Annotated in this window: 16 protein-coding genes; 14 read left to right on the top strand and 2 right to left on the bottom strand. The window is 70.5% G+C overall.

What is annotated here, in order from left to right; all coding sequences use genetic code 11:
- Positions 1-28: 28 nt before the first annotated feature.
- The 11 genes from VNF92_05545 to VNF92_05595 all read left to right on the top strand — a co-directional run bounded on the left by VNF92_05545 (position 29) and on the right by VNF92_05595 (position 10656).
- Complete coding sequence (locus VNF92_05545) at positions 29-715, top strand: SDR family oxidoreductase (protein ID HVA57332.1); 687 nt, start codon at positions 29-31, stop codon at positions 713-715.
- Between the two features lie 82 nt (positions 716-797).
- A complete protein-coding gene (locus tag VNF92_05550; GenBank protein ID HVA57333.1) occupies positions 798-2216 on the top strand; it encodes a GAF domain-containing sensor histidine kinase in 1419 nt (472 codons plus the stop codon).
- Between the two features lie 5 nt (positions 2217-2221).
- A complete protein-coding gene (locus tag VNF92_05555) occupies positions 2222-2518 on the top strand; it encodes a hypothetical protein (protein HVA57334.1) in 297 nt (98 codons plus the stop codon).
- Positions 2515-2844 carry an EsaB/YukD family protein gene (locus VNF92_05560; protein ID HVA57335.1) on the top strand — a complete coding sequence of 110 codons (330 nt, stop codon included), beginning with the start codon at positions 2515-2517 and terminating at the stop codon, positions 2842-2844. Before VNF92_05555 ends, VNF92_05560 begins: the two co-directional genes overlap by 4 nt.
- Before the next feature lie 24 nt (positions 2845-2868).
- The gene (locus VNF92_05565) at positions 2869-3795 is read left to right on the top strand and encodes a histone deacetylase (protein HVA57336.1); all 927 of its coding nucleotides are present in this window, start codon (positions 2869-2871) and stop codon (positions 3793-3795) included.
- A gap of 76 nt (positions 3796-3871) precedes the next feature.
- The gene (locus tag VNF92_05570; GenBank protein ID HVA57337.1) at positions 3872-4879 is read left to right on the top strand and encodes a serine/threonine-protein kinase; all 1008 of its coding nucleotides are present in this window, start codon (positions 3872-3874) and stop codon (positions 4877-4879) included.
- On the top strand, positions 4876-5907 hold the full coding sequence (locus VNF92_05575) for a dipeptide epimerase (GenBank protein ID HVA57338.1): 1032 nt from the start codon (positions 4876-4878) through the stop codon (positions 5905-5907). The genes VNF92_05570 and VNF92_05575 overlap by 4 nt, the downstream gene beginning before the upstream one ends.
- A gap of 25 nt (positions 5908-5932) precedes the next feature.
- Positions 5933-8194, top strand: a complete 2262-nt coding sequence (priA, locus tag VNF92_05580; GenBank protein HVA57339.1) for a primosomal protein N' — start codon at positions 5933-5935, stop codon at positions 8192-8194.
- Positions 8195-8273: 79 nt separating this feature from the next.
- Positions 8274-9392 carry a hypothetical protein gene (locus tag VNF92_05585; protein HVA57340.1) on the top strand — a complete coding sequence of 373 codons (1119 nt, stop codon included), beginning with the start codon at positions 8274-8276 and terminating at the stop codon, positions 9390-9392.
- Positions 9389-9931 (top strand): hypothetical protein, encoded by a 543-nt coding sequence (locus tag VNF92_05590; protein HVA57341.1) that lies wholly within the window; start codon positions 9389-9391, stop codon positions 9929-9931. The genes VNF92_05585 and VNF92_05590 overlap by 4 nt, the downstream gene beginning before the upstream one ends.
- Positions 9928-10656 carry a cytochrome c biogenesis protein CcdA gene (locus tag VNF92_05595; protein HVA57342.1) on the top strand — a complete coding sequence of 243 codons (729 nt, stop codon included), beginning with the start codon at positions 9928-9930 and terminating at the stop codon, positions 10654-10656. The genes VNF92_05590 and VNF92_05595 overlap by 4 nt, the downstream gene beginning before the upstream one ends.
- Positions 10657-10841: 185 nt before the next feature.
- Here VNF92_05595 and VNF92_05600 read toward each other — a convergent pair whose 3' ends face one another.
- Positions 10842-12617: an ABC transporter ATP-binding protein gene (locus VNF92_05600; protein ID HVA57343.1), complete on the bottom strand. Its 1776-nt coding sequence runs from the start codon at positions 12615-12617 to the stop codon at positions 10842-10844.
- 110 nt (positions 12618-12727) lie between these two features.
- Here VNF92_05600 and VNF92_05605 point away from each other — a divergent pair, with 110 nt between their 5' ends.
- From VNF92_05605 to VNF92_05615, 3 genes are all read left to right on the top strand, one after another.
- Positions 12728-13528, top strand: coding sequence for a hypothetical protein (locus VNF92_05605; GenBank protein ID HVA57344.1), 801 nt, complete (start codon positions 12728-12730; stop codon positions 13526-13528).
- A gap of 172 nt (positions 13529-13700) precedes the next feature.
- The gene (gene murQ / locus VNF92_05610) at positions 13701-14624 is read left to right on the top strand and encodes an N-acetylmuramic acid 6-phosphate etherase (protein HVA57345.1); all 924 of its coding nucleotides are present in this window, start codon (positions 13701-13703) and stop codon (positions 14622-14624) included.
- Positions 14621-15781, top strand: coding sequence for an anhydro-N-acetylmuramic acid kinase (locus VNF92_05615; GenBank protein ID HVA57346.1), 1161 nt, complete (start codon positions 14621-14623; stop codon positions 15779-15781). The genes murQ and VNF92_05615 overlap by 4 nt, the downstream gene beginning before the upstream one ends.
- Before the next feature lie 156 nt (positions 15782-15937).
- Here the strand turns inward: VNF92_05615 and VNF92_05620 are convergent, their stop codons facing one another.
- Positions 15938-17320, bottom strand: a complete 1383-nt coding sequence (locus VNF92_05620; GenBank protein ID HVA57347.1) for a trypsin-like peptidase domain-containing protein — start codon at positions 17318-17320, stop codon at positions 15938-15940.
- Between the last annotated feature and the right edge of the window lies 1 nt (position 17321).

The raw sequence follows: 17321 nt of genomic DNA on the forward strand, positions 1-17321 counted from the left end.
TACCCGTTCCATGCAAGGAGAGAGGAACATGTCGAAGCCCATCGCCCTCATCACCGGTGCCTCGCGCGGCATCGGGCGCGCCATCGCCCTCCGTCTAGCGACCGGCCACGACATCGTGGGCGCGGCGCGCTCGGAGGCGGAATTGCAGACGCTGGCCGCCGAGATCGAAAGAGGCGGCGGGCGTTGCAGGCCGGTCATGCTCGACGTGACCGATGCCGCCGCCGTCGCCTCCGTGCTCGCCGACGTGCAGGCCGACGTGGTGGTCAACAATGCCGGCGTGGGCGTCATCAAGCCGCTGCTCGACACCACCCCCGAAGAGTGGCACCGACAGGTGGACGTCAACTTCAACGCGGTCTACCACGTGACGCGCGCCGTGCTGCCCGGCATGGTGGCGCGCGGCCGCGGTCACGTGGTGATCATCGGTTCGATCGCGGGGCGGAGCGCCTTTGCCGGCGGTGCGGCGTACACGGGTACCAAGCACGCCGTGATGGCGTTTGCCGAGTGCCTGCTGCTCGAAGTACGGGACCGGGGTGTGAAAGTGTCGGTGGTGAGCCCGGGTGGCGTAGCCACGGATTTCGGGGGCGGGGATCCGGGCGCCAAGTCGTGGGCGCTCCGCCCGGAGGACGTGGCTGAAGCGGTGGCCCACGTGCTCGCCACGCCACCCAACGTGCTGGTGCACCGGGTGGAAGTGCGTGCGCTATCGAAGAAGGGGTAGTCCCCTCGCCCGCCCGATGGAATAAACAGCCGTATAAACATCCGTCTGGACCGGTCGGGGCGTTGCCCATACATTCGTAGGCGTGAGCCGGGCCTCAGCGATCTCGGGCGAAACCCACCTGCGCACGCCCGCCGAGGGCGTGGACTTCGGACTGCGGGAGTTGATGGCGGTCCGCGAGATCGTTCACGCGTTCCTCACCGCCGACCGCCCCGAAGAGGTCTTCCAGTTCGCCCTTGACCGGGTGAGTCCGGTGGTGGGCGCGACCTTTGCGTGCGTTTACCTGATCGACGGCGCCTCGGAGTTGATGCGGTTGGCGGCGGCGTACAACTGGCCGGAGCGGTTCACGCCGTTTCTGGGCGAGATGCGGGTGCGGCTGGGGTTCGGCCCGAGCGGCGAAGCGGCCAGCGAACGGCGGGCCATCGAGGTACCCGACATCTTCTCCGACCCGTCGCTCGAAGATTGGCAGGAGGTCGCCAGCGAGTTGGGGTTCCGGTCCCTGGTTGCGCTCCCGCTACAGACGGGGGCCGGCGTGCTGGGCACGGTCACTTTCTATTTCGGTGCGGCCGGCGGTTTGAGCGTGGAATCGCGGAGTCTGCTGCGGATGGTGGCCGACCAGATGGCGGCTACGGCGCAGAAGGCCCGGCTGATCGACGACCTGCGTCGCGCCAACTCGGCCCTCAGCGACTCCAATGCCGAGCTGGAACGGCAGTACGCCGAGCTGCTCGAGGCGCGGCGACTGCAGGACGAGTTTCTGGCCAATCTGTCCACGGACCTGCGCGCGCCTCTGGCCGAACTCGTCGGTTACATTTCCAAGGTTCAGGCCGGAGAGACGGGTCCCCTCACCGAGGCCGAGGACAAGGCGCTCGCGGAGGTGAAGGTCTCGGGCGCGGAGTTGCTGGAGCGGATCGCCAATCTGCTGGAGCTCTCGGAGCTCAAGCGTGGCGAAGTGGAGCCGGCGGTGAGTGTGTTCGACGTGCGCGATCCGATGCGTGAAGCGCTGACGATCGCGGCGGGGCGGCGCGACGAGGTGGCGGTGCAGAAGGTCGAACCGGACGACGCGGTGACGATGGCGAGTGATCGCCGGCGGGTGGTGCGGCTGCTGGTCCGACTCATCGCCAATGCCTATGCGTTCACGGCGCGCGGCACGGTGCGCGCAGTGGTCGAGGTGCACGAGGATCGCGTGGTGTATCGCGTGGAAGACACGGGCATCGGTATTCCGATCGACGCGCAGCGCTACGTATTCGAGGAGTTCCGGCGTGGCTGGGCGCCGGCGCCGGCGCCGGCGCCGGCGGAGGGCGGGCGGGTGGGGGCGGGTCTGGGGCTCGCGCTGGCGCGCCGGACGGCGCGGTTGCTGGGCGGCGACATCGTGCTGGTGAGCGCGCCGGGGGAGGGCTCGACGTTCCGCGTCGAGTTGCCGTTGGTGTACGAGGGGCCCGCCGAGCGGGCAACGGGGGCAGCAGGCCGCACGACGCCTCCGGGAACGAGGACCAATCCGGAATGACTGCCATGACGCCGTCCAAGATGACGCTGCAGGACTACTTCACTCCGCTGTCGCCCGACGACGTGCTCGCGCGGGCCAACCAGTTCTTCACCACGCGCAGCCCGTTGTACGCTGCGTTTCCGGACCAGCATGGCGCGGGGTGGGCCAGCTTCCGCGGGCAGGGGGGCGAGGAACTGGTCGTCGCGGCCGCCCCCGTGGCCGGGGGGAGTCGTGTGACCGGCTCCTCGTACCTATTCACGATGCAGGTGGCGCGGTTCTTCACCACGCTGCCCGCGATGGACAAGCCGGCGGAGGTCGCATGAGCGCCGCGCCGTTCGTCACTCAGCTGCGCGCCCGCCGCGACACGATCCGGTTAGGCACGCCCGACGAGAAGACGATCACGATTCGCGTGGAGATGCCTGAGGTATGGGACACCGTACGGATCGCGGTGCCGGGCTCGGCCAAGGTGGACGTGGTCAAGGTGCGCGCCCTCGAGGCGCTCTTTCCGCAGGCGCAGTATCACGAGGACTTCGTGGTCAAGCTGCGCGGGTGGGAAGTGCTGAATGAGCACGAGACCCTGGCCGATGCCGGTGTGACGGACGGCGCGATCCTCCTGCTCACGCACCGCCTCCGCCGCGCGCTGCGCTGATCGCCGCGCGGCTGCCAGGCGCTTATGTCGCTGGCCTACATCTCGCATTCCGACTGCGGCCGCCACGACACGGGGTGGGGGCATCCCGAGCACGTGGGGCGGCTGCGCGCGGTGCCGCGCGCGCTGCGCGACGACGCGGAGCTGTTTCGCGAGATCCAGCATGTCGAGGGGCGCCACGCGACCGAGGACGAACTGCGTCTCATCCACGACCCGGCGCACGTGGCGCACGTGCGCACCCTCGCCGAACAGGGTGGGGGGCGGCTGGATCCCGACACGGTGGTGAGCGAAGGTTCGTGGGACGCGGCCCGTGCGGCGGCGGGCTGCGTGCTCGATGGTGTGGACATGGCATTCGACGGCCGGGCGAGGCGCAACTTCAGCGTGGTGCGGCCTCCGGGGCACCACGCCCTGCGCGACCGCGGCATGGGGTTCTGTCTGTTCGGCAACGTCGCGCTGGCGGCCCACTACGTGCGACGGGTGCATGGTGCGGAGCGCGTCCTGATCGTGGATTGGGACGTGCACCACGGCAATGGCACGCAGGCGCTCGTCCAGGACACGCCGGACATCCGGTTCGTGTCGCTTCACCAGTGGCCCTGGTACCCGGGCACGGGAGCGGCTGGCGACCGCGGCCCACACGGATCGGTGTGGAACGTGCCGATGCAAGCCGGGCTCGCTCCCCAGCGCTACGTGGACACCTTGCTCGGCGCGGTGGATGACGCGACGCGCGGATTCACGCCTGACCTGGTGCTCGTGTCGGCGGGGTTCGATTCGCTGGCCGGAGATCCGCTGGGTGGATTCACGTTGGAGTTGGAGCATGTGGCGGCGCTCACGCGGGCGGTGGTGGAACGGGCCGACACGTGGTGCGGGGGCCGGGTCGTGAGCGCACTCGAGGGTGGATATGCGCCCGACCGCCTGGGGGCGGCGTGTGTGGCACACCTGCGGGCGCTTCGCTGATGCAGCGGGGGCACCGTCATGCTATGTTGTGAGTCCACGCCAAGGCCATGGCGGCCGACCACGCGGAGCGCGTAGCATGTTCTGTCCGGATTGCGGCACCTGGAATCGCGCCACAGCCGAGAGTTGCGCGCGCTGCAGCGCGGCACTCCCGGAGTTGGAGCACGCGCCCAAGGAAAAGCCGAGCGAGACGATTTCGGCATTGCGCCACGCGACGGGCAGTCGCTATCGCGTGCTGCAGCGGCTGGGCGGCGGCGGCATGGCCGACGTGTTCCTGGCCGACCACGCGCAGTTGGAACGCCGCGTGGTGATCAAGGTGCTCCACGCGCACCTGGCCAAGGACTCCGAGATGATGGAACGGTTCCGCCGCGAAGCTCAGGCGGCGGCGCGGCTGGTGCACCCGCACATCTGCCCGGTGATGGATGCCGGGAGCCAGGGAACGACCGTGTACACGGTGATGCCGTATCTGTCGGGGGGCTCGCTTTCCGATCGGATCGCCAAGCGCCGGATGGTCGATCCCGTGGAGGTGGCCACGGCCATCGCGCAGGTTGCGACGGCGCTCGACTACGCGCACCGGCGCGGCATCGTGCACCGCGACATCAAGCCCGACAACGTCCTGTTCGACGACGACGGCAACGCGATTCTCACCGACTTCGGCATCGCCGAAGCGCGGCACCATGGGCGTCTCACCGCGTCGGGGCGGGCCATGGGCACGCCGCATTACATGTCGCCCGAGCAGGCGATGGGCAAGTTGGTGGACGGGCGCAGCGACGTGTACGCGTTGGGCATCGTGCTGTACGAGTCGGCGGTGGGATTCCCTCCCTTTGACGGGCCCGACGCCTTCTCCGTGGGCTACAAGCAGGTGCACGAGCAGCCCGTGGCGCCCGACCAGGTGGACTCGCGCGTGCCGGCGACGCTGGCCGCGATCATCATGCAGTGTCTGGCCAAGGCACCGAGCCAGCGATATGCGCGGGCCAACGACCTGGCCGACGCGCTCATCGGGTTCGTGGAAAGCATGCCGAACAACGAGGCGGCGCACCGTGCGGCGTGGAGCGCGCGCCACCCCACGGAGGCGCCCCCCGCGTGATCGCGCTCGCGTATTCGCGGGTGACCGTTCACACCACGAATCCATTCGTCATCGCTCGCGGGAGCATGTCGGAGTACACGCGCGTGCACGTGACGGTGAGCGATGCCGATGGGGCGCAGGGGATGGGGGAGGCGGCGCCGAGCGCGTACTACGGCGAGACGGCCGATACGGTGGTGGCGGCGCTGGAGACGCTGCGGCGGATCGTCGAAGCGGCCGACCCGTGGGCGCTCGAGGACCTCGAGGCCGCGATGGTGCGCACGTTGCCCGGCAACGCCGCGGCCCGCGTCGCGGTGAGCGCCGCGGTGCACGATCTGGTGGGCCGGCGGCTGGGCGTGCCGCTGTACCGGCTGTGGGGGCTCACGCCGGCCCACGCACCGCCGTCGAGCTTCACCATCGGCATCGCGCCGACCGAGGACGAGCTGGTACGGCGTGTGGTACAGGCGTCGGCGTATCCCGTGCTCAAGGTGAAGCTCGGGACCGACCGCGACGACGACATCATGCGGACCGTGCGCGGTGCGGCCCCGCATAAGGTGCTGCGGGTGGACGCCAATGGCGCGTGGACGCCCGCGCACGCCGTGGAGATGATCGAGCGGCTGGCGCGCTACGGCGTGGAGCTCGTGGAGCAGCCGCTGCCGGCCGACGACCTCGATGGGCTGCGCTTCGTGCGGGAGCGCTCGGCGCTCCCCATCATCGCCGACGAGTCGTGCGTCACGAGCGTTGACATTCCGCGGCTGGCGGGGGCCGTGGACGGCATCAACATCAAGCTCGCCAAGTGCGGCGGCCTGCGGGAAGCGCAGCGCATGATCGCCACGGCGCGGGCGCACGGGCTGCGTGTGATGATGGGGTGCATGATCGAGACCAGCCTCGGCATCACGGCGGCCGCGCACCTGGCGCCGCTCCTGGATTACGCCGACCTGGACGGTGCCGCGCTGCTGGCCGATGATCCGTGGGTGGGGGCCGCGATCGTGGGTGGCCGCATCGACATTCCCGACGCGCCGGGGCTGGGAGTGCGGCGGCGCGGACGCTGACGCGTCGCGCGGCCACAGGCGCCGCATGCTGATCTCCGTGGCCCTTCCCCTTCCCTTGTTCCGCGAGTTCACCTACGCGGTGCCGCCCGCGTTGGCTCCGCGCGCCGGCGTGGGCTCGCGGGTGGTGGTGCCCGTGCGCGGGCGACGCACGATCGGCCTCGTGGTGGGCATCGCCGAGCCGAGCACCGACGTGGCGCCCAAGGACATCCTCGACGCGCCGGACGCGGCGCCCGTGGTGAGCGCGTCGCTGCTCGACCTCGCACGCTGGATGTCGGACTATTACGTGGCGCCGCTGGGCGTGGTGCTGCGCACGATGCTGCCCGCCGCGCTGTCGGCGGTGCGCGCGCCCACGCCGGTGCAGAAGGAGCAGCGGTTGGCGGGCATCATCCGCGAACTGCCATCGCTGCTGGAGCGGGATGCGGTGTTCAAACGCGCGCCCAAGCAGCGCTCCGCATACGAACTGCTCGAGTCGCTTCGGGGGCAGGCCCCGGTGGCGCACCTCGTCAAGCAGCTTGGGGCGTCGCCGTCGGCCCTCACGGCGCTGGCCAAGCGGCACCTCATTGCGTTCACGCAACAGGTCGTGGTGCGCGACCCCTTCCTGTCGCGACCGCCTGGCTCGCCGATGGCGCACCCGCTCACCGAGGCGCAGAGCGCCGCCGTGCACGCCATGGCGCAGGCCGGGGGCGGGGAGTCGCTCGTGCTCTTCGGCATCACCGGAAGCGGCAAGACGCTCGTGTACGTGGAATTCCTGCGCAAGGTCGTGGACGAATGGGGCAAGACGGCGATCGTGCTCGTGCCCGAGATCGCGCTCACGCCGCAGACCGTGGATCGCTTCCGCGCCGTGTTCGGCGACCGGATCGCCGTCCTGCACAGCGGGCTGAGCGACGGGGAGCGGTACGACGCCTGGTTGGCGCTGTCGCGCGGCGAGAAGCGGATCGCCGTGGGGGCGCGTTCGGCGGTGTTCGCGCCGCTCGACAACCTCGGGGCGATCATCGTGGACGAGGAACACGAATCCACGTACAAGCAGGGCGAAGCGCCGCGCTACCACGCGCGCGAAGTGGCGCTCGTCCGTGCCCGGCGCGAGGGCGCCGTGGTAGTGCTCGGCAGCGCCACGCCGAGTTTAGAAACCTGGAATAACGCCACGCGTGGGCGGCACCACCTGTTGCGGCTGCCGGAGCGGGTGGGCGGCGGCGTGCTGCCGGTGGTGGAGATCGTGGACATGCGGCGGCCCGATCCGATGCACGCCGGTCCGCGGGCGACGCCCGAGGAGGCCGCGCTGCGCTACGTGCTCAGCGAACCGCTGGAACGGAAACTCGTGGAACGGCTGGCGCGCGGCGAGCAGAGCATCCTGCTGCTCAACCGGCGCGGCTACGCCTCGTTCGTGCAGTGCACTGCCTGTGGTGACGTGGCGAGCTGCCCCAACTGCAACGTGAGCCTCACCTACCACCGGGTGCCCGAGCGGCTGGTGTGCCACCACTGCCAGTACTCCGAGCCCCTGCGCACCGCCTGCCCGCAGTGCGGCGGCGACCTGCTGCGCGCCAAGGGGCTGGGCACGCAGCAGGTGGAGCGGCTGCTCGGCGAGCGGTTCGGCACGGCGCGCGTGGCGCGCATGGACATGGACACGACCAGCGGCAAATGGGCGCACGCGAACATTCTCGACCGTGTGGGGCGGGGCGAGGTGGACATCCTGCTCGGCACCCAGATGATCGCCAAGGGGCTGGACTTTCCCAACGTCACGCTGGTGGGGGTGATCGATGCCGACGTGGGCATCAACATGCCGGATTTCCGCGCGTCGGAGCGGTGTTTTCAACTGGTGAGTCAGGTGGCGGGGCGCGCCGGCCGCGGCGCCAAGCGCGGTGAGGTGGTGGTGCAGACGCGGGTGCCGACGCACCACGCGCTCACGTGCGCGGCGGCGCACGACTACGAAGGGTTCGTGGCCCTCGAACTCGCCGCGCGGGCGAACCCGCCCTATCCGCCGTTCTCCCGGCTGGCCAATGTGATCGTGAGCGGGCTGTCCGAAGCGGCGACGATGGAGCAAGCCCAGTCGGCCGGGGCGTGGCTGCACGCGCTGGTGGACCGTCGTGAACCGGGGGCGCTGTCGATCATCGGACCGGCACCCTGCCCCATCGACCGGGTCAACAAGCGCTGGCGCTGGCATCTGCTGCTCAAGGCCCGGGAGCCGGGACCGCTCACCCGGGTGGCCGGCTACTTCGCTGCGCGGTATCCCGTGCCGGCGTCGTACGGGCTGCGGATGACCGTCGACCGGGACCCGGTTTCGCTACTCTAGGTCGGGTTTCGGGGTGCTCGTGGGCGCGGCTGCTGTCGCGCGGCTTGTTCGGCTCCCACTCTCCGGTCATCTTTCACGGGTGATCATCATCCCACCCCCGAACCTGGACGCGCCGGCGCTCAGCGGTGCTCCCGATGCCCGGTTCGTCCCGGCGCCCGTCGACGGCGTGGTGCCCGACGGCTTCTTCTCCACCACCAACCTGCCGACCTACGTCCGCATTGCCGGGACCTGGCGTACGCCGCGCGAACCGCGCATGGACGCGGCGCTGGTGCTCGACGCAGCGGGCGACCTGTGGGCGCGGGAGATGCGCCGGGTGCGCAAGGGCGAGCTGGTGGCGGTGGGCAAGGCCGAGAACGGCAGCGAAGGGATCTTCGTGTACGACCGCGCGCTCGACGCCGGCGGCGAGGACCAGTTCCAGTTCATGGGCAGCGACGTGTCGCGCGAGAAGCCGATCGACTATGCGCTCATGGCGCGGCTGCTGCTCGACGAGCGCGACCGCGGCGGGTACCCGGTGTGGGTGCTCGGGCCGGCGCTGGTGCACGCGCGGGCGCGGGCCGATCTCGTCTGGTTCATCGAGCGCGGGTTCGTGCGGGCGCTGCTGGCGGGCAATGCCGTGGCGGCCCACGACATCGAGGCGTCGATCTACGGCACGACGCTGGGCATGACGGGCAGCGGCATCCCGACGCAGGGCGGGCACGGGCTGCACATGCGGGCGATCAACAAGGTGCGCGAGGCAGGGTCGATCGCGGCGGCGGTGAAGCAGGGGATCATCACCGAGGGCATCATGCGGGCCTGCGTGCTGCACGACGTGCCGTTCGTGCTCGCCGCGTCGATTCGCGACGACGGTCCGCTACCCGAGGTGATCACCGACATGCTCCAGGCGCAGGACGCCATGCGCCGCCACACCGTGAAGGCGACGATGGCGATCATGATCGCCTCGGCGCTGCACGGGATCGCCACGGGCAACATGCTGCCGGCGTTCGTGACCGATGCCGACGGCGGGATGCGCGAGCTGATCACGATCTGCGTGGACTCGTCGGAGTTCGTGGTGAACAAGTTGAAGGACCGAGGGACGCACCAGGCGTTCGGCGTGGTGACCAATGCCCAGGACTTCATGCACATCATGCGGCTGTACGTGGAGCGGGAACTCGACGCGCGCGGCGCGGCGGCGGCGGCCGAGACGGTGGGCGCGCCATGATGACCGACGAGACGCGTGAGCGGTTCGTGCTGGCCGTGGCGGCGCAGCTGCCCGGGGCGGACATCTTCGAGGTGCACTTCTTCGCGCCGCGGCGGGTGGGCGGGGTGGAGAGTGGGGTCGCGGTAGTGGCGGCCCACTTGCGGGCGGCACCCGAGCCGATCGTGGATCAGGCGGCGCGCGCCGACGGCGCGGAGTCCGCGCCGCTGGACGCGGAGATCGAGATCGTGCCGGCGGTGGACGAGGCGCCCCTCGACGAGTTGCCCTATGCGTCCACGCCGGGCCTGCCCGAGCGGTACACGGTGTTGAGCGCCGCGTACCGCCACACGCTCAAGGGTCCCGAGCGCGGCAAGTGGGAAGTGGTGGTGAAGGCCGAGGCCGACGCACCGCTGGTGACGGTCGACCGGGTCGTGCGCGGGGTGCAGCGCCGTGCCGAGGACGCCGAGGAGGTGGACCGGATGACGGGCGACGAGGTCCGCGCGGTGATCGATGCGCACCGGGCGCACGAGGAGCGCATGGCCGGCGGGCCGGACGTTTCGTGACGGCGGGAGGCGAGATCGGGCTGTTGGTGGCGTTCGCGGCGGGGCTGGTGAGCTTCGTGTCGCCGTGCGTGTTGCCGCTGGTGCCGAGCTATCTCACCTTCATCACCGGGATCTCGCTGGAAGACGTGCACGCGTCGCGGCGGTTCGCGCTGCTCCACGCGGTGCTGTTCGTGATCGGCTTCTCGATCGTGTTCGTGACGATGGGCGTGGCGGCCAGCGCCGTCGGCCGGCTGCTGCTGGTGAATCGTGTCTGGGTAGCGCGCGTGGGCGGGGTGGTGATCATCCTGTTCGGCCTCTATCTGACCGGCGCGTTCAACCTGCCCATTCTGGGGCGCGACACCCGCGTCCACCTGCGCAACAAACCGCTGGGCTATTTCGGAACCGTAATCGTCGGGATGGCGTTCGGGGCCGGTTGGTCGCCCTGCCTGGGGCCGATTCTCGGGTCGATCCTCACCTTCGCGGCCACCTCGGGGGACGCAGCGCGCGGCGCGGTGCTGCTCAGCGCCTACTCGCTGGGGCTGGCCGTGCCGTTCCTGATCTCGGCGGTGGCGCTGGAAGAACTGATCGGGTTCGCGCAGCGCAATCGCGCCCGCCTTGCGTGGCTCACGAAGGCGTCGGGGGTGCTGCTCATCCTCGTGGGCCTGCTGCTGGTGAGCGGGTATCTCACCGTGCTCACCGGCATGCTGCAGTCCATGACGCCTGATTTCATCCTCAAGCGGATGTAGGTGCGCCAGGCGCGCATCAGGAACGGAGAGGTTCGGCCGGGGATGCTCCGGACTGGACGGATGCTCCGGAACCAAGAGGGCGGCTTTGGCGGGAAGATCTCTGCGCTGGAGCCCCCAAATTCTCTATCGGGCGCATCCGGCAAATCCGGAGCATCCTCTCGAGAACCCTGCAATCCTGATGCCCGCTACGCCGGCTCGATGGATGCTTCGAGCGACTCCTCGAGCTGCTGGCGGTTGAGCAGCGACCAGTAGCGCCCGCCGGCCGCGATGAGCACGTCGTGCGTGCCCTGTTCGACGAGGCGGCCCTCGTCGAGTACCACCGTGAACGTCGCGTCGCGGATGGCCGACACGCGGTGTGAGGCGATGAGGGCCGTGCGCCCGGCCAGCGTGGTGCGCAGCGCGTTGAGGATCTCGGCCTCGGTGTGCGTGTCCACGGCGCTCAGCGCGTCGTCGAGCAGCACCACCGTCGGCTTGCGGGCCAGGGCACGGGCCAGCGCCGCGCGCTGCTTCTGGCCGCCCGACAGGTTGATGCCGCGCTCGCCGAGCATCGTGTCGTAGCGCGCGGGCAGGGCGTCGATTGTGCTCGTGAGCTGCGCCACCTCCGCTGCCCAGTCGCGTGACGCGCCGTCGGGGGCGCCGTAGTCGAGGTTGGCGCCGACGCTCTCGCTGAACAGGAAGCTCTCCTGCGGTACGTAGCCGATCTCCCGCCGCCAGGCGTCGAGATCGAGGTCCGTGAGGGGCGCACCGTCGATCAGGATCTGGCCTTCCTGCGGATCGAACACCCGCGGCACGAGGTCGAGCAGCGCGCTCTTGCCGCTGCCCGTGGCGCCGACCACGCCCACGGTGGCGCCTGCCGGCACGGTGAAGCTCACGCCGCGCAGCACCCATCGCGGCGCGGCGTCCGGTGCCGTGGGGTAGTGGAAGCCCACGTTGCGGAACTCGATCGAGCGGCCGGCCGCGACGGCGCTGAGGGTGCGCGGCTGGGCCGGGGTCACGATCGTCGGTTTGGCGTCGAGGATATCCAGCAGCCGTTCCATCGACGCCGCACCCCGCTGGAACAAGTTGATCACGAAGCCCAGCGCGATGAGGGGCCAGGTCAGCATGCCCAGGTACAACCCGAATGCCACGAACGCGCCCACGGAGATCGTGCCGCGAATGGCCAGCGCGCCGCCCAGTCCCAGCACCACCACCGCGCCCAATCCCGCCAGCATCCCGAACGACGGGTACATCATGCCGTACAGCATCGCCAGCCGCATCTGCTTGGCGAGATATTCCTGGCCCAACGTCGCGAACCGCTCCGTCTCGGGCGCCTCCTGGCGATACGCGCGGACCACGCGTACCCCGGAGATGTTCTCCTGCGCCATCGTCGTCATGCGCCCGAAGTGGTCCTGCACGGCCTCGAACCGCTGGTGGATCGAGCGCCCCATCCAGATCATCGAGATCGGGAGGAGGGCCATGGGCAGGAGCGCGATGAGCGTGAGCCGCACATCGATGTGCAGCATGAACAGCAGCGCGAAGCTGCCGCCGGCGATCGTGTTGGTCAGATACATCACGGCGGGGCCGGCGGCCATGCGCACCGCCGACAGGTCGTTGGTGAGCCGCGCCATCAGGTCGCCGGTCCGCATGCGGGCGAAGTACGCCGCGTCGAGCGTCTCGAGCTTGGCGAACAGGGCGTTGCGCAGATCGTACTCGATCCAGCGGCTGACCTTGTTGAGCGTCTCCCGCATCATGAACCGGAAGAACCCGCCCACCAGCGCTACGCCGGTCATCGCGCCGACGAGCAGCCAGATGCGGGACATCGGCGCCTTGCTGATGAAGTCGTCGACCGCCTTCTGCAGGAACCACGGGCCGGCGGTGGAGAACGCGTATGAAACGACGGTCATGGAGAGCCCCAGGACCATCTTCGTGCGATACGGGCGGTAGTAGGGAAGGAGCCGCCGGAGCGGCCGCCGTGTGCTCATCCGTGCCCTCGTGCGGCGGTGTGCGTGATCGCCGTCCTGCGCCGGGACTCCGCCGTCAAAATCGTGTATAATTCACGATGGGAAGAAAAACCAACAGGGAGGGAAGACCCATGGTCAAATATATCGGCCGTCTGGGGGCTGCGCTGGCTGTGACGGCCATGCTCGCGGCGTGCGGCGGCAAGGGCGAATCTGCGAGCGCCGACTCGTCGGCGGCCAAGGATCTACAGATGGCGGGCGACTCGGCGGCCGCACAGCCGTCGCTCGCCGATACGGCGGCGGCGCCCGCCAGTGCGCCCGCCAGAGTGCGTCCCAGTGCGGCGGCTCCGACACGGCGTGCCGAGGGCGCCAGCCGGCCCGCGGAGGCCCCCAAGTCAGAGCCGGCCCGGCCCGCCGGCGAGATCGCGGCGGGCGAGACGCTCCTGTTGCACCCGAGTCAGAAGGTGTGCACCAACACCAATAAGGTGGGTGACGTCGTGCAAGCGACGGTGGCGGCGGCCGTACCGGGCAGCAACGGCGTGAGCATTCCCGCCGGTGCCGTCGTGAGGTTGACGATCACCGCGCTCAAGCGCAGTGAGAACGTCAAGGACCCGATCGACATGGGGTTCAGGGTCGAGTCGGTGACGTTCGCGGGTCAGACGTATGCGATGAGCGCGACCGTGACCGCAGAAGCCATCGATCACGTGCGGAACGAACCCACCAGCAAGGACGTCCAGAAAGTCGTGGGTGGGGCCCTGGTGGGCGCCATCGCCGGCAAACTCATCGGCAAGAGCACGACGGGAGCCGTGGTCGGCGGCGCTGCCGGCGCCGCGGCGGGCGCTGGCGTGGCCGCCACCACCGCGAACTTCGAGGGCTGCATCGCCGAGGGCAGCGACATGACGGTGAAGCTCACGGCCCCGGTAGTTATAAAGTAAGTATAATACGTCCCGGCGCGGGGCGATCGGCCGTGGCTGCGGTCGTCCCGGCTCCGGGCATCCCCCGCGGCTTGCCACGCGCGTTCCGCGATCGGTAGACTTACCGCAGCGTCCGGGCGCGCCGATCGCCGGTGGCCCGCGGACGCCGCGTCGAGTTCCCCCACCGGACCCCGTGGCCGCCAGAGCGAACGACCCGCGTATCACCGAGCAGCGCAATCCGCGCACGGCCGACATCGACCTCGCCACGCCGTTGGAGATCGTCGATCTCCTCGCCGCCGAGGACCGCGCCGTGCCGGCCGTCGTGCACCGGGAGCGGGACCGGATCGCCGCGGCGATCGCCGAAGCCGAGCGCACCTTTCGCCGCCGCGGCCGCCTGTTCTACGTGGGCGCCGGAACGTCCGGACGGCTGGGCGTGCTCGACGCGTCGGAGTGCCCGCCCACTTTCGGCACCGATCCGGAGATGGTGCAGGGGATCATCGCCGGCGGTCCTGACGCGCTCACGCGATCGCAGGAGGGGGCCGAGGACGTGGTGGAGCACGCGGTGCGCGACCTGGACGCGGCCGGCGTGCGGGCCGGCGACTTCGTGATCGGCATCGCGGCGTCGGGCACCACGCCGTATGTGCGCCGCGCCCTGGAGCACGCCCGGCGGCTGGGCGCGAGCACCGCCTTCGTGGCCTGCTCCCCACCCCCCGCTGGCGAGGCGCCACCGGCCGATATCGTGATCCTGCCGGTCACCGGCCCCGAGGCGGTTACGGGGTCCACGCGGCTCAAGGCGGGCACCGCCACCAAGCTGGTGCTCAACATGATCACCACCGGCGCCATGATCCGGCTGGGCAAGACCTACGGCAACCTGATGGTGGATCTACGTGCCACCAACGCCAAGCTGGCCGACCGCAGCGAACGCATCGTGATGGAGGTGTGCGACGTGCCACGCGAGGCGGCGCGGGCGCTGCTGGCCGCGGCCGGCGGCGCCGTGAAGCTGGCGATCGTCATGCACGTGCTCGACACGGACGCCGCGGGTGCCCAAGCAGCCCTCGTCCGCGAGGGGGGCGTGATCCGGCGCGTGATCGGCCGCACGCCGCCGCCGGTCCCATGACCGACGCCGGGGCGCGCCCGCCCCTCTACGTAGGGCTCATGTCGGGCACGTCGCTCGACGGGATCACCGCCGTGGCGGTCCGCTTCCACCCGCGCGACACGGGCTTCGACCCCGAGATGTGCGCCTTTAGCGTTATGGAATATACGGCCAACCAACGCGACGCTCTGCACCGGGCGATGTCGGTGGGCACGGCGGAGGAGTACTGCGTGCTGCAGTTCGCCCTCGGCGGCTGGCTGGCCGAGGCCGCGGTGGCGGTGATCGCCGAGGCCGGCGTGCCGCGCGAGGAGATCCGCGCCATCGCCTCGCACGGGCAGACGCTCTGGCATGCGCCGCCCCATGCCACCTGGCAGATCGGCGAATCGGCGGTGATCGCCGAGCGCACGGGCGTGGACGTGGTGAGCGACTTCCGTGTGCGCGACGTGGCGGCGGGCGGGCAGGGGGCGCCGCTCGTGCCCATCGCCGACGCGCTGCTGTTCGCCGGCGACTCGTGGCGCGCGCTGCAGAACATCGGCGGCATGGGCAACGTCACCATCGTGCCCCCCGGGGGCGCGCTGGGCGGCGTGCGCGCCTTCGACACGGGGCCGGGCGTGGCGGTGCTGGACGGCGTGGTGCGGGCGCTCTATCCCGGCATTCGCTACGACCACGCCGGCGCGTTCGCTCGGCAGGGCGTCCCGATCGACGCCGTGGTGGACGCGCTGCTCACCGACGAGTACTTCGCCGCCGAGCCGCCCAAGTCCACGGGCCGCGAACGGTTCGGCGCCGCCTACGTGGAGCGGGTGATCGCGCTGTGCCGTGAGGCCGCGCCCGGCGCCGTGCCCGCCGACCTCGCGGCCACCGCCACGGCACTCACGGCGCGCAGCATCGGCGACGCGTACCGGCGGTTCATGCCCGAGCCGGTGACGGAGGTCCTCGTGTCGGGGGGCGGCGCCCGCAACGAGACGCTCATGGCGATGGTCGCCGCCGAACTGGCGCCGCGCGCCGTGCGGGCGTTCAGCGATGCCTACTTCGACGACGAGGCCAAGGAGGCGGTGGCGTTCGCGCTGCTCGCGCACCTGTTCCTGGAACGCCTGCCCGGCAACGTGCCCCGTGCTACCGGCGCCGCCGGGCCCCGCGTGCTCGGCAAGCTCACGCCCGGTGGGCATCCAGAACGAGGTTGAACAGGGTGAACCGGATGTTACGGATGCTCCGGACCAGACTTCTGGGGAGGGCGGCGGCGAGATCTCCCCGCTGGCGCCCCCTCTTGTTTGATCCGGAGCATGCGGTCGATCCGTCTCATCTTTTTCGTAGAGTCCGTTCTGGATGCCTGGGCCGCGCTACTTGATGATGGCGCGGGCCTCGGGCGGCAGGAACGCCGCCAGCTTGTCGGCCGGGACCGCGTAGACGATGCGTCCGCCCGCTTCAGCGGGGCCACCGTACACCACGCCCACCACGTCGCCGTCGGCATTGAATACGGGACTGCCGCTGGATCCGTGGGTAGCGTACGAATCGATCTGGAGCACCGTCGTGACGCGCTTGCTCACCGTGCCGGGATCGAGCGTCGTCTTGGCGACCATGTCGCGTCCCGTCCCCTCCATGGGGAGGTCGGTGGCGAGCGGGAATCCGATCGTGACCACGGCCGCGCCTTCAGGCGCCGCGGTGGCCGAAGGGCTGATCCCGGCGACCACGGGGTAGGGCCCCGGCCGGTCCACCTGCACGAGCGCCAGATCCACCGCCGGATCGTCGCTCACCGTCACGATGTGAGCGGGCAGCAAGTCCTTGGAGTCGCGGAAGGTGACGGCGATCCGCGTGGCCGGTGTGCCGCCGGCGCTCTGCACGTTGTGCCGGCTGGTGACGAGCAGGCCGCCGCCGGTGACCGCGAATGCGGTGCCGGCGTACGCTTGGTTGTTCATCTCCGAATAGAGAATGGCCACGGCCGGCGCGTTGCGCGCGTTGATGGCCGGCACGTCCATCGTCACCAGGGCGCGCTGCGACCGGAGGTCGGTCCGGATGGAATCGATCGTGCCGGCCGCGTGGGCCGGCGCGCGGGCGATCCGTGCGCGCAAGGAGTCGCTGTTACGCGCGAGCGCCCGGATGAAGTTCGTGTCGGCCATCGCGGTCAGTCTGGCGTCGAGGGCTGCCGAGGCCGATTCGTTCTGGGCCAGCATCTCGCGGAGCTGCTGCATCTGTGCCGCCGCGGCGCGGTTGCCCAGCCAGAACGCGATTCCGATGCCCGCGCCGAGCAAGATCACGGCGGCGATCAGTAATCGAATCAGGTGCGCCGACTGGGCCCGCACGGCGATGGCGATACGCTCGGTGGTCGGCCGGCGGGGCGTCTCGTTGACCGGTGCCGCCGGCGTGGCCCGCGGTCTCCGCCGGCCGGCTCCGCGCGTGGCGGTGGGGGCGTCGGCGGCCACGAAGCGGACCTCCACCTGGGGACCGTGCACGCCGAACGCGATGCGGTCGCCGTCCGCGAGTTCCCGGTCGGGGAGTACGCGCTCGCCGTTCACGAACGTGCCGTTGGTGCTCGTATTGTCGTGGATGACGTAGCGGCCGTCGTGGCCGCGGATCTCGGCGTGCCGGGCGGATACGTCGAGGTCGCGCTCGGGATCGAAGCGCAGGTCGCTGAGAGGATGGCGTCCGACCGCGATCACGGACTTGTCGAACACCGCCCGCTGGCCGGCGCGCGCGCCGCCCAGGATGCGGATCTCGAGCGGCACG

It is taken from the genome of Gemmatimonadaceae bacterium, from assembly GCA_035533015.1.
GTDB lineage: Bacteria > Gemmatimonadota > Gemmatimonadetes > Gemmatimonadales > Gemmatimonadaceae > JAGWRI01.